This is a genomic window from Pseudoalteromonas prydzensis, from assembly GCF_011050055.1.
Taxonomy (GTDB): domain Bacteria; phylum Pseudomonadota; class Gammaproteobacteria; order Enterobacterales; family Alteromonadaceae; genus Pseudoalteromonas; species Pseudoalteromonas prydzensis_A.
The window spans coordinates 1-11,735 of record NZ_DRGM01000131.1 but is presented as its reverse complement, the minus strand read 5'-3'; the positions used below and the strand labels follow the sequence as shown (position 1 = coordinate 11,735).

Below are 11,735 nucleotides of genomic sequence, written 5' to 3'. Positions count from 1 at the left end.
TGTATGTTTGCCTGTAACAAAAGCTGTGCCTGTAACACGAGGAATAATTGCAGTATGTGTTTTAACATTGCATGACTGCCAAATGTTCACGTTAAATACTGAACCCAAAATACTTTCAATGTTAACACTTTGCCCTATCGCCAACAATTAATAAAACAATGTATGACAGAGCAAAATTTAACGGCGTTATTAGTATTAGGCCATGAGAACATTCGCTACATAAGCGGCTTTAGTGGTAATGCTGCTTATGCGATTGTCACGCAACAAAGTTGTGTATTGATCACTGACTATCGTTATTTTGAACGTGCTCAAGCAGAGTGCCAAGGTTTTGAAGTGATAAGCCGTGATCGCGACAACGAAAGTTTGGGCTATTGTATTAATCGTTTTATACCCGCCAATAGTCAACTAGGCTTTGATGCCGTATTTATTAATGTAGCGCTTTGGCAGCAAGTGGCTGATGAATTAACTGATCACACTTTGGTGGCGGTGCAAGGCTTGGTTGAGCGCCTAAGAATGATCAAGAATGAGTGGGAAATTGCACAGATTAAAGCCGCAGCCGCCATTGCTGATGAAGCCTTATCTCAAACTTTACCTTATTTTAAAGAAGGGGTGAGTGAGCGAAATTTAGCACTAGAGCTAGAGTTTAGAATGCAAAAACTAGGTTCAGAAGGCATGGCGTTCGCTACGATTTTAATGTTTGCAGAGCGTACATCGCTACCCCATGGCAGCCCAAGTAATCGCGTACTTAAAGAAGGTGATTTTATTACCCTCGATTTTGGCGCTGTTGTTAACGGCTATCGCTCAGACATGACCCGTAGCTACGTATTAGGCCAAGCATCAACTAAACAAGCGAAAATTTACAATGCTGTAGCGACGGCGCAACAAGCTGCGATTGATTTAATCAAACCTGGCGTTCATTGCATTGACTTACAAAATGCATCACAACGCATACTCGATGGGTCTGGTTTTGGGGATTATGCTGGGCAAGGACTTGGTCACGGGCTAGGGCTTTTCTTACACGAACAGCCGTTTATCAATAGCAATTGCAAGCACATATTAGACGTTGGTAATGTGATTACCATAGAGCCGGGTATTTATATCCCTGATTTTGGTGGTGTGCGTTTAGAAGAGGACATCTTAATTACCAACACGGGCTATGAGATTTTAACACATGCCCCTAAACCTTTTGAGTTGGAGCTATAACAATGCAAGTTATAGAGCAAGCACACATCGATAATGTCCTTAATTTTGAGAGTTTATTAACCGCAATGCAGCAAGGCTTTGCTCGCGATTTTGGTATGCCTAAGCGAAATGTGTATGAGCTTGATAATAGTGATTTAAACCATGATTCGTTTGCGGTATTACCCGCATGGAACGAGCACGTAATTGGTGTTAAAGCATTTACGTATTTTCCTAAAAATAGCCAAGCTGGGTATGAGTCTTTGTATTCTAAAATAATGTTGTTTTCGCGAGAGCATGGCGAGCCGTTAGCTTTAGTTGATGGTACGCGTATTACTTTATGGCGCACAGCAGCAGTGTCTGCACTGGCCAGCCATTATTTATCCCGTGAGAATAGTAAACATTTAGTATTTTTTGGCAGTGGTAACTTAGCCGAGTATATGGTGCGAGCGCATTTGGCTGTCCGAAATTTTAAACGAGTCACTTTAATTGCTCGGAATCAAGAAAAGCTGTTAGCTTTACAAAGTCGCTTACAAGGGGCGTTTACTGAAGTCGAATTTGTAATAGGGCAAAGTAACGAGGCCACAATTTACAGTGCAGATGTGATCAGTTGTGCTACGTGCTGTGCAACCCCATTATTTGATGGCAATTGGTTAAAATCAGGCACCCATGTTGATTTAATTGGTAACCACCATAGTGACGCAAGAGAATGCGATACCGCAACAATTACACGTAGTCGCGTTTACGTTGATAGCAAAGCAAATGTATTAAGCGAAGCCGGTGAGTTACTTATTCCAATAAAGGAAGGAGTATTCAACGAGCAGCAACTATGCGCCGAATTAGCTGAGTTAGCGAAAGCAAACATCTATGCTCGTATTAATGAAATCGATATTACGGTGTTTAAATCTGTGGGTACGGCATTGAGTGATTTAATAGCCGCATATCACGTGTATCAATCTTTATAAGGTTAATAATGATGAGCACCATGCTTTTTATATTAGGTGGTTGTTTTGTTGGTGCAGGCTTATTGCCTATTTTCAGGTGGTTAAAATGTAAAGTAAGTAAGCAGCGTTGGCGAGTATGTGAAATTGATGATATTACCAATGCAGTTAATACACGTATTGGCGCACATGAATTACTGCCACCAGAGTCAATGTTAGTTAGTTTTAGATTTAATAGCCACTTACATAGTGTGTTGATAAGTTATGATAAAACGCTATTTTCTCGATTTAAACAAGGTCTACCTTGTTGTCTATTGGTTGATAAAAATAACCCACAAAAGGTCTATAACAATGCACAGTTGTGGCAAAACTATGCACTGCTCTGGTTGCTCAGCGGTATTAGTTTGTGGATGGGTGGTTGTTTTTTTGATCGATAAATAAGGTGCATCAAACGAGCATGCTAGGTATGTAAATCGATTATATTCTTTTGGTTGTTAATAACAAAACAAGGGGCTTGCCCCTTGTTTAATAGTAGGTTATTTAGCTTGGAAGGTTGAGTAGCTGTTTATTAGGTTACGATAATCAGGAATATGGTTTGAGAATAAAGTACCAAGCCCTTCAACATCGTTACGCCAATCTCTATGTAATTCACAGGCAGCACCAAACCAGCTCATAAGTTGTGCGCCAGCAGCAGACATGCGCTCCCATGCTGCATCACGAGTCATAGCATTAAAGGTGCCTGAAGCATCAGTGATCACGAAGACTTCAAAACCTTCTGCTAAAGCGGATAGAGCGGGGAATGCAACGCATACTTCAGTTACTACTTCAGCAATAATGATTTGTTTTTTCCTGTGGCTTTACTTTTTTAACTCACTGCAAAGCAATGTTGGTTGAAGCAGAAGCCGCGCAACAGGTTATTGAATTTAGTCATGCAGAGCCTTGCGGTACTATAAAATTAACCTGCCCGGTTGCTCTTTTACATGTACATATAGGACACGTCATTGCCGATTTTATGCTTGAATACCCCAAAGTACAGGTCCACCTTGAAGCGACCAATCGACGGGTAGATTTGCTAGCAGAGGGAGTTGATATTGCTATTCGTGTTCGTCCAGAACCCTTTGAAGACAGTGATTTAGTGTTAAAGCGGTTATCAGAGCGAGGCTTATGCTTGGTCGCTAGTACGGCACTGGTTGAGAAAATGGGTTTGCCCGCTACGCCAACTGATCTCGTACAATGGCCAAGTTTAGGGCTGGGTGAGCCGCAGCATCAATATGCATGGACTTTGTCAGGCACTGAAAATGAAAAAATAGCTGTCTCCCATACACCCCGTTATGTAACCACAGATATGGTTGCGCTGCGAAGTGCTGCTTTAAAAGGAGTCGGAGTAGTACAGTTACCCTCTTTAATGGTAAACGAACAATTAAAACAGGGCTCCTTAATCCACCTTTTACCGCAATGGCAGCCTAAGAAGGATATTATTCATTTAGTATACCCTTCAAGAAGAGGACAGTTACCCGCTGTTCGTGCTTTGATTGATTTCATAGCGCAGTACTATCAATCCTTTACTGAAGCTTAGTAAATTTAAGGTGTTTTTTTTGCATAAGGTAAGCGGGCGATTGCCTGCGTTGTGTGGTAGCTATCGAGGCCACTGACAGCTACCGTATGAATTGACGCTAAATCAATAAAACCATCTTCTTGCACTGCATTATCGTCAACATGTAAGTCAATAATTTCACCAATCACCAGTTCAGTACCATTAATTGCTAGGTGTTGGTGTTCAACTAATTTTACAGCGTATTTTAAGCGGCTTTGCGCGACAAACGGAGCGTAAAAATCAGCTAGGTACTCGGTTGTTAAACCTGTGGCAGCAAATTCAGATTCATCTTTATCATAGCGAGCGGAAGTCTGATGTGCTTGTTGATAAATCTCGCTATTCACTTGGTTGATAGTATAAACGCCGGTCTCTAATATGTTTTCAAAAGTATGACGAGGCACACTGTGCGGACGCATGATCATGCCTACTAAAGGTGGGTGCGCGCCTAAATGAAATACCGAACTGACAATAGCTAGATTAGTGTTACCAAGTTTGTCTTGTGTGCCAATAAGGTTAGCGCTTTTAAAACCAGATAATGAATTGATTAAATGTGTCCGAAACCGCTGCTCTAGTTCATTGATCTGTTGTTTTGTGAAATGCATAAAATTCCTTACCAATTTATATGTTTGCCTTGCCAATCAAGATAAGCAGGTTGCCCTACATCCGTTAGCTGCTCTGGTTGCTGTAACAGGGTATAAAGTTGCTTAGCCACAAAATCAGGGCTGAATAGTTTGCCTGCGGGAACATTTTTTTGAAATGGTTTTGATAACTCAGTATCTGTTGTGCCCGGATGAAATAGTACCAATCTCGTCTGTTTTGCCCTGCGTGCCAGTTCAATCGCTGCGGTTTTAAATAACATATTGAGTGCTGCTTTTGAGGCGCGATAGCTGTACCAGCCACCTAAGTTATTGTCTGTAATGCTACCTACCCGAGCGCTTAAGGCCGTTATAGTACAAGGTATTTTATGGTTCAGTAACGGTGCGATTGCTTGCAGGCATAAAATGGGAGTCAGTGCATTGGTGTTGAGCAAGGTATTGAAATAATGCTCATCAATATCGTCGAGTTTTTTTTCAGGCATAGATTGCGAAAAATGTAATTGGCCATTAAAAATAATCACCTGAGTTGGAGACACCTCGCGCCCTTTAAGTAAGTTTGTTAACTCATTTAGACTTGCTTTGGAATAGTCACAAACAAACTGTTCAACAGTAATATCGACAGCTGATGTGTCAATCGTGCTGCGACTTACACAAAAAACCACAGCTTGCGGATCGTGTTTGGCAATTTCTTTTAGATACGCGCGGGCAATTGCACTGCTTGCGCCGAACATAATATAAACGTTAGTCATTATTTTATTCCGCAACTTGATTGACAAAAAATGCGTGTGATCTGTCTGCGATATTTAGCAAACAAGCGATAACCTAGGTCGGCAATAAAACGTATTCCCGGCAATTGTAACAGCTTTAGCCATGAATGACGGCCAACCGTTTGCCATGCTGCAAATGTCACATCTAATCCGTAAATCATTTCACCGTTATCGCGTTGACCATGTAAAAAAGCCAGTGCATCTTGGCGCTTTATATGATTAAAACGTTGCTCAAAATCATCAGCGTTAATGTCTTCTAAAGCGATTTTATTATGTTTATCAGCCTCTTTTAACAATCGCATTTCTTTGGTGCATAAAGGGCAGTTAGCATCGTAAAAAATGATCATAAGCATGTCTTAATTGATCGGTACATTATTTCTTGTTACGAAATAGAATAAGCTTTGGATCTGTTAAATTAACTGCTGGGATGATATTAATAGTGTCTTACAAATATAAAGGTAAGCAGAATGTCGATTTTTTATCTATCTCACACTCCACACTTAAAAATCGAAGACAGCTTATTATTAGTACCTTTATGGTATAAACATCAACAATGGAGTATCAGGAATGAGTGAACAATATGCCGCCTTGCGTGGGAACGTTAATTTATTAGGGCAGTTATTAGGCCAAACGATTAAAGACGCCCAAGGACCTGCGATTTTAGATAAAGTGGAAGAAATTCGTGCTTTAGCAAAATCCTCACGCACAGGAAACGAGCAAGACCGCCAAGCCTTAATTGATGTTCTGCATGCTTTAACCGATGAAGAGTTGCTACCGGTAGCTCGTGCTTTTAATCACTTCTTAAATTTAGCGAATGTTGCAGAGCAATTTCACACTATCTCACGTTTTAATGATGTTGGTTTTTGCCAATTAAGCCCGCTTACGCAAACTTTAAAAGCGCTGGCTAGTCAGGCTCAAACCGGTAAAGTCAATCCCAATCAAATTGCCGACACGCTCGCAAAGCTGCATATCAATTTGGTGTTAACCGCACACCCTACTGAAGTAACACGTCGTACCATTATCAATAAACATGTAGAGCTAAGTGATTGTTTAGCTGCGCTTGAGCGCACCGATAACCTGCCTTATGAGCGTGAAAATATTTTAAACCGTATTGCGCAGTTGATCAGCCAAGCATGGCACACCGATGACATCCGTCGTTCTCGGCCAACCCCAATCGATGAAGCAAAATGGGGCTTTGCAGTTATCGAAAACAGCCTTTGGCATGCAGTGCCACGCTTTTTACGCGATTTTAGTAAAGAAGTTAAACAGCATTTGGATTTAGAGTTACCTAATGATTACAGTCCTGTTGAGTTTACCTCTTGGATGGGCGGCGATCGCGATGGTAACCCGTTTGTAACTGCACAAGTGACTCAACAAGTACTTGATCATGGTCGTTGGATGGCACTTGACCTATACAGCCGTGATATCGACACTTTGAGCACTGAGCTTTCAATGTCGCAAGCAAGTGACGAATTAGTTGAGCTCGCAGGGCAAGATTTTGAACCGTATCGTGCAGTGCTGAAAGTACTTAAAGCACAAGTAAGCGAAACGGTTGCTCACCTTGGCGCTAAGATTATGAATAAGCGCACAGATGCACAAGATGTGGTGACTGATATTAACCAGTTAAAGCAGCCGCTTGAAGCCTGTTATCGTTCATTGTTAAAAACCAACATGGGCGTAGTTGCCAATGGCTTACTGCTGGATGTGCTTCGTCGCATTAATAGTTTTGGTATCCGCTTAGCTAAATTAGATGTACGCCAAGATTCATCGCGTCACAGCGGTGTGTTTTCTGAGTTAACTCGCTATTTAGGTTTAGGCGATTACGACCAATGGCAAGAAGAAGACAAACAAGCATTTTTACTGGCAGAACTTAATTCTCGTCGTCCGCTTATTCCAAAACATTGGCAACCAAGTGCAGACGTTAAAGAAGTGCTCGATACCTTTGATGTGATTGCTAAGCAAGATGCTTCTACATTTGGTTTGTACATCATTTCAATGGCACGCACAGCGTCTGATGTTCTAGCAGTGCAACTGTTATTAAAAGAAAGCGGCTGTAGCTTTAAACTGCCTGTTGCACCATTATTTGAAACCTTAGATGACTTAAATGCAGGCAGCGATGTTATTACCCAGTTATTGGATAATAATTGGTATCGTGGTCAAGCTGAAGGCGTGCAAAACGTGATGATCGGCTATTCAGATTCAGCCAAAGATGCGGGTATGATGGCCGCGGGTTGGGCGCAATATGAAGCGATGGATAAACTCGTACAGTTAGCCGAAGAACGTGGTATCGAGCTGGTATTATTCCACGGTCGTGGTGGTACGGTTGGCCGTGGTGGCGCACCTGCTGCCCAAGCCCTACGTTCGCAACCACCAGGTTCACTCAAAGGCGGCCTGCGTGTAACAGAGCAAGGGGAAATGATCCGCTTTAAATTTGGTTTACCAAATGTTGCCCTTGAAAGCTTGAATATTTACGCCGGTGCGGTGCTCGAAAGTAATTTGCTACCACCACCAGAGCCAAAAGATGAATGGCGTGATGTAATGGCGCTGATCAGCGAAAAGTCATGTGAGCATTACCGTAATGTGGTGCGTTTTGACGAAGATTTCGTCCCTTACTTTCGAATGGCTACGCCGGAGCAAGAACTTGGTAAGTTACCTTTAGGTTCTCGCCCAGCAAAACGTAATCCACATGGTGGCGTTGAAAGCCTGCGGGCTATACCGTGGATTTTTGCATGGAGCCAAAACCGTTTAATGTTGCCAGCCTGGTTAGGTGCCTTAACGGGATTACAAGCGGCACTTGAAAAGTACGGCGCAGAGACGCTTAATGAAATGAGTCAACAATGGCCGTTCTTCCGTGCTCGTTTAGAAATGCTGGAAATGGTATTTAGTAAGGCGGATAGCTGGTTAAGTGCGCATTATGATGATGCCTTAGTTGAAGAGCAATATAAGCCTCTGGGAGATAAACTTCGCGAAGAGCTTAAGCAAGCGATTGCATTGGTGCAATCGTTAAGCCCGCAACAAAGCTTACTGGCTGATCAACCTTGGATCAAAGAATCTATAGGCCTGCGTAACCCGTATACGGATCCACTTAATGTACTTCAGGTTGAGTTACTTAAGCGTTCGCGCGAGGCGGCAGAAGGCAGCTCTGGTGATATCGATAATGCACTTATGATCACTATGACAGGTATAGCCGCGGGGATGCGTAATACCGGTTGATTAGCTAATAGTTAGGAGTGGACTTCTTTGCGATGTTTAACTGCGTGAGGGTCCATTAGTTGGTCAAGTGATCACAAATCGTGCGCCGTGCTGGTAAGGTTCGGCGCATATATTCCTAAGTAAGTTATATTTATCCCCATTAAACGTCCTATCGGTAAGCTGTTGCAGGTTATAACTTGGTTATAATAAGGTGTTTTTTTAGCACCAAAAGACATCCTTTAGTTTGAATTATCAACCTGGTCTGACCTGATTTATTGTTAGATATTGACTGTAGTGTTTTTTTATCTAGAATGTGCGCAGTTTTGCCTCTATGGCAAGTGTATTAATTACCGAGTAGTTAAAATGTCAAATGTGTCTACTTGCATCACGTATGATGCATCCACGTCATTAATTATGATGACGCTCAGAGGGACGGCAAGTGCACAGGATGTGATGAACTTTTATCAAATAGCCCAGCAGTATGTAGTTATTTACGGCAGTAATAAATTACTCGTTGATGTGTCTGAGTTGACGCATAAATTTCCGGCCAGTGATTTGCTAACGATAATGCCAGCTGTGTCAAATTGGTTAGCAAGTTGTTTTATTGCTAGGGTCGTTAGTTTTGACGGTTTTATGCACGATTTGTTTTTACAAAAGGCAAAACGTTTTGATCTCAAAGCAGAAAATTTCGATTGTTTTACTAGCGCTAAAAATTGGTTAGTAAATCAGCCTAGCATTTAAGCGTTGAACCTTTTAGACTAGTTAGCCATTCAATTATGAAACTAGTCTATGCCTACAATACCTACTCAAGCTGGTACTGTTTTTAGCTTCAGTGCTGAGCAACAACAACAGTTGTATCTTATAATAAAGCATCATGCGGGTATTTTACCCAGCTCTGATGTGGCAACCCTATGTCAACAGCATGATCAGCCAGTGGATGCAATATTACGTGCTTGTCTTCCTATTGCGGCGCAGTTTGCCGTTGCACCTATTTCCCAGTTTTTTGTAGGGGCAATAGTGTGTGGCCTCGACTCACAAGGTGAGCAACATTTTTATTTTGGCGCGAATGTTGAATTTGCCCAGCAAGCATTAAGCTTGGTAGTGCACGCAGAGCAATCGGCTATTAATAATGCGTGGCTTAATGGCGCGAAAAAAATTATCAAAATTGCTATCAGTGATGCACCTTGTGGTTATTGCCGTCAATTTATGAATGAATTAGCGGATGCGCAGAGCTTTGATATTCTATTGCCAAAACAGCAGTTTAAATTAGCCGACTTACTGCCTTACGCTTTTGGACCTAATGATTTAGGTAATCCGTATAGTTTGTTTAATCCCGCTCCACAACAGCATCAGTTTGTTGCAACTGCTGAACTGGACAAAATCTTGCTAAGTTGTGCGCTTAGTGCGTATGTACCTTACTCTGAAAATTACAGCGCGGTAAAAATTAGCACTTTTGCAAACGGTGATTTTTATGGCCGCTACGCTGAAAATGCCGCCTATAGCCCTAGTTTATCGCCACTGCAAAGTGCGATAAGCCAGTTACATTTAGCCGGCTTGGCGATGACGAAAGATGTTGTTAAAGGGATTGAGCTGGTACAAACGCAAGGGAAAGAAAATCAGTTAATGGTAAGTCAAGCAGTACTGGCAAGTTATACTGACTTACCGGCACTGCAAAGTATCAGCTTAGCTGTTAAGCCAGTAGCAATTTAGCAGCTTCAAGTACCACGGCGACTGATTTTTTCTCAATCTCGCCGTGATCTACATTGGGGATTTCTTGGCGAGTACGATTAACTAATACGCCGGCCACACAGGCGGCTTTTAAGCCCAGTGCTGCACACATGGTAAATAACGTTGCCGATTCCATTTCATAGTTCATTACGCCCAGCTTCTGCCATTCTTCACAGCTACCTTGAAACGCTTTTGGTACATAACCTGAGTAGGTATCGTAACGCTCTTGCCCTGGGTAAAAGGTATCACTTGATGCTGTAATTCCAATATGAAAATCAATCCCTAAATTACCACAGGCATTAACCATCGCTTGGGTTGCAAAAAAATCTGATACGGCAGGAAAGCTAAGGGGGGCAAAATGCTGACTTGCGCCATCTAAACGTACAGAGGCTTGGCTGATTAAAATGTCACCTTCATTAATATGCGGTTGAATAGCGCCCGTTGTACCAATACGTAAAAACGTTTCAACGCCTAATTGTGCAAGTTCTTCTACAGCAATGGAAGTTGAGGGACCACCAATACCGGTTGAGCAAATCACCACCGAGTGGCCGTTGAGTTGCCCTAAATAAACATGAAACTCACGGGTTTGAGCAAGGCATGTTGGGTTTTCAAGAAACGTAGAAATACGTGCAGCACGGTCTGGATCGCCCGGCACAATAGCCAGTGTTGCGCCTTGTAAATCGTTACGAGTGAGTCCTAAGTGAAATACCTTTTCCATAGTGAAGCCTTATTACTTTTGAAATTATGACTTTTGAATTTAACGTGATTCCCACATTAATTTTTAAACAGTCGTTGTCAATTTAGCATAATTACCAGAATGCGAAATGCTGTACAGGACGGATGTCCGTTTTTATAAATTAAGGTTTATTCATTACATTTGAATAATCAAGCAGCTAGAAGAACGATGCAATAGCCATGCTGGTTGACTTGTCCGTGTAGACACTATATCTATCTTACTAAGCATATAATTTGAATTTATACGCTGTTAAAAAATAAAGGTTAACTACATGTTTTATATGAATATAAAACATTTGTTAGCAGGCGCTGTTGGCTCGGTTATGAGCATTTAGCTAAGTCGATAATGGCAAATGAAGCTTTTATTAAATTTATTTTTAGCAGCTTTCTTTTTGCATAATTACGCAAAAGAACACAGTAAGGAATCGTTATGAGCACACAATGGCAGACATTTAAAAGTAAAGTTGAACACTGTTTATGCCCACCTGGTGATGGCGTTTTTACGGTGAATACCGCAAAAGAGCGTAAAGCAGCACTGCGCATAAAACTGTATGGACAAGAAGATAATGTCGATACCTTATGGCGCGAGTCACTTGATAGCCTAAACCACAGTGAACATAAAGCGGTGACTTTAGGTATTAGCTCTGATTGTGGCGGCGGTATTTTACGTGGCGCAAACTGGGGGCCATTATTTTTACGCTCTACTTTGATTGATCAGCAGCCTCAGGCTAAGTCGTTTGATTTAGGGGATGTACGGGTTATTCCACACCTGTTACACGATAAATACCTTAATGACGCAACAATCAGCAATTGTCAAAAAGCGTTATACGACAACCCAAACAGTGAGTATTACGTAAGTCCGCTATCAATTACTGAAGATGTGTGCGATAGCTTTTATGCAACGTTTACTGATAAAGGTATTTTTGGTATTGGTGGCGATCACTCAATTAGTTACCCGCTAACCAAAGCGTATTTAAAAGCCAAGCGTGCGCAAGGTAAACGC

At 41.8% G+C, this 11,735-nt stretch carries 13 protein-coding genes and 1 pseudogene; 8 read left to right on the top strand and 6 right to left on the bottom strand.

From position 1 onward, the window contains the following. Positions 1 to 90 (bottom strand): hypothetical protein (locus tag ENH88_RS12625; protein ID WP_304182615.1); only part of this gene is annotated, 90 nt, incomplete at its 3' end. Between the two features lie 72 nt (positions 91 to 162). On the opposite strand from ENH88_RS12625, the gene ENH88_RS12620 reads away from it, so the two are divergent. Genes ENH88_RS12620 through ENH88_RS12610 form a run of 3 tightly spaced genes read left to right on the top strand, consistent with a single transcriptional unit; the run spans position 163 to position 2,557 of the window. Then, the gene (locus ENH88_RS12620; protein ID WP_304182614.1) at positions 163 to 1,203 is read left to right on the top strand and encodes a M24 family metallopeptidase; all 1,041 of its coding nucleotides are present in this window, start codon (positions 163 to 165) and stop codon (positions 1,201 to 1,203) included. A gap of 2 nt (positions 1,204 to 1,205) precedes the next feature. After that, positions 1,206 to 2,144, top strand: a complete 939-nt coding sequence (locus ENH88_RS12615) for an ornithine cyclodeaminase family protein (protein ID WP_064665326.1) — start codon at positions 1,206 to 1,208, stop codon at positions 2,142 to 2,144. A gap of 20 nt (positions 2,145 to 2,164) precedes the next feature. Then, positions 2,165 to 2,557: a hypothetical protein gene (locus ENH88_RS12610; protein WP_225736436.1), complete on the top strand. Its 393-nt coding sequence runs from the start codon at positions 2,165 to 2,167 to the stop codon at positions 2,555 to 2,557. 99 nt (positions 2,558 to 2,656) lie between these two features. Here ENH88_RS12610 and ENH88_RS12605 read toward each other — a convergent pair. Further along, positions 2,657 to 2,968, bottom strand: a pseudogene (locus tag ENH88_RS12605) (isochorismatase family protein); the annotation flags it as partial. A gap of 35 nt (positions 2,969 to 3,003) precedes the next feature. Here ENH88_RS12605 and ENH88_RS12600 point away from each other — a divergent pair. Then, a complete protein-coding gene (locus tag ENH88_RS12600) occupies positions 3,004 to 3,696 on the top strand; it encodes a LysR substrate-binding domain-containing protein (protein WP_064665324.1) in 693 nt (230 codons plus the stop codon). 5 nt (positions 3,697 to 3,701) lie between these two features. Here ENH88_RS12600 and ENH88_RS12595 read toward each other — a convergent pair whose 3' ends face one another. The 3 genes from ENH88_RS12595 to ENH88_RS12585 are packed head-to-tail and all read right to left on the bottom strand — an operon-like array spanning position 3,702 to position 5,424. Next, positions 3,702 to 4,316, bottom strand: coding sequence for a flavin reductase family protein (locus tag ENH88_RS12595; protein WP_304182611.1), 615 nt, complete (start codon positions 4,314 to 4,316; stop codon positions 3,702 to 3,704). Positions 4,317 to 4,324: 8 nt separating this feature from the next. After that, positions 4,325 to 5,059: an SDR family NAD(P)-dependent oxidoreductase gene (locus ENH88_RS12590; RefSeq protein ID WP_304182609.1), complete on the bottom strand. Its 735-nt coding sequence runs from the start codon at positions 5,057 to 5,059 to the stop codon at positions 4,325 to 4,327. Continuing rightward, the gene (locus tag ENH88_RS12585) at positions 5,059 to 5,424 is read right to left on the bottom strand and encodes a thiol-disulfide oxidoreductase DCC family protein (protein WP_304182608.1); all 366 of its coding nucleotides are present in this window, start codon (positions 5,422 to 5,424) and stop codon (positions 5,059 to 5,061) included. Before ENH88_RS12585 ends, ENH88_RS12590 begins: the two co-directional genes overlap by 1 nt. 220 nt (positions 5,425 to 5,644) lie before the next feature. On the opposite strand from ENH88_RS12585, the gene ppc reads away from it, so the two are divergent. From ppc to cdd, 3 genes are all read left to right on the top strand, one after another. After that, a complete protein-coding gene (gene ppc / locus ENH88_RS12580) occupies positions 5,645 to 8,290 on the top strand; it encodes a phosphoenolpyruvate carboxylase (RefSeq protein WP_064665320.1) in 2,646 nt (881 codons plus the stop codon). A 342-nt stretch (positions 8,291 to 8,632) separates the two neighbouring features. Continuing rightward, on the top strand, positions 8,633 to 9,010 hold the full coding sequence (locus ENH88_RS12575) for a hypothetical protein (protein WP_304182606.1): 378 nt from the start codon (positions 8,633 to 8,635) through the stop codon (positions 9,008 to 9,010). A 48-nt stretch (positions 9,011 to 9,058) separates the two neighbouring features. Beyond that, the gene (cdd, locus tag ENH88_RS12570; protein ID WP_304182604.1) at positions 9,059 to 9,979 is read left to right on the top strand and encodes a cytidine deaminase; all 921 of its coding nucleotides are present in this window, start codon (positions 9,059 to 9,061) and stop codon (positions 9,977 to 9,979) included. Here the strand turns inward: cdd and udp are convergent. Continuing rightward, positions 9,960 to 10,715: a uridine phosphorylase gene (gene udp / locus ENH88_RS12565; RefSeq protein ID WP_304182603.1), complete on the bottom strand. Its 756-nt coding sequence runs from the start codon at positions 10,713 to 10,715 to the stop codon at positions 9,960 to 9,962. The genes cdd and udp overlap by 20 nt on opposite strands. Before the next feature lie 447 nt (positions 10,716 to 11,162). On the opposite strand from udp, the gene ENH88_RS12560 reads away from it, so the two are divergent. Further along, positions 11,163 to 11,735: arginase family protein (locus ENH88_RS12560; RefSeq protein WP_304182602.1), on the top strand; the 573-nt coding region annotated here is incomplete at its 3' end.

Excerpts from the sequence above, each read along its gene's own strand:
- ENH88_RS12620 (WP_304182614.1), top strand. The coding sequence starts at position 163 with ATGACAGAGCAAAATTTAACGGCGTTATTAGTATTAGGCCATGAGAAC.
- ENH88_RS12615 (WP_064665326.1), top strand. The coding sequence starts at position 1,206 with ATGCAAGTTATAGAGCAAGCACACATCGATAATGTCCTTAATTTTGAG.
- ENH88_RS12610 (WP_225736436.1), top strand. The coding sequence starts at position 2,165 with ATGCTTTTTATATTAGGTGGTTGTTTTGTTGGTGCAGGCTTATTGCCT.
- ENH88_RS12600 (WP_064665324.1), top strand. The coding sequence starts at position 3,004 with ATGTTGGTTGAAGCAGAAGCCGCGCAACAGGTTATTGAATTTAGTCAT.
- ENH88_RS12595 (WP_304182611.1), bottom strand. The coding sequence starts at position 4,316 with ATGCATTTCACAAAACAACAGATCAATGAACTAGAGCAGCGGTTTCGG.
- ENH88_RS12590 (WP_304182609.1), bottom strand. The coding sequence starts at position 5,059 with ATGACTAACGTTTATATTATGTTCGGCGCAAGCAGTGCAATTGCCCGC.
- ENH88_RS12585 (WP_304182608.1), bottom strand. The coding sequence starts at position 5,424 with ATGATCATTTTTTACGATGCTAACTGCCCTTTATGCACCAAAGAAATG.
- ppc (WP_064665320.1), top strand. The coding sequence starts at position 5,645 with ATGAGTGAACAATATGCCGCCTTGCGTGGGAACGTTAATTTATTAGGG.
- ENH88_RS12575 (WP_304182606.1), top strand. The coding sequence starts at position 8,633 with ATGTCAAATGTGTCTACTTGCATCACGTATGATGCATCCACGTCATTA.
- cdd (WP_304182604.1), top strand. The coding sequence starts at position 9,059 with ATGCCTACAATACCTACTCAAGCTGGTACTGTTTTTAGCTTCAGTGCT.
- udp (WP_304182603.1), bottom strand. The coding sequence starts at position 10,715 with ATGGAAAAGGTATTTCACTTAGGACTCACTCGTAACGATTTACAAGGC.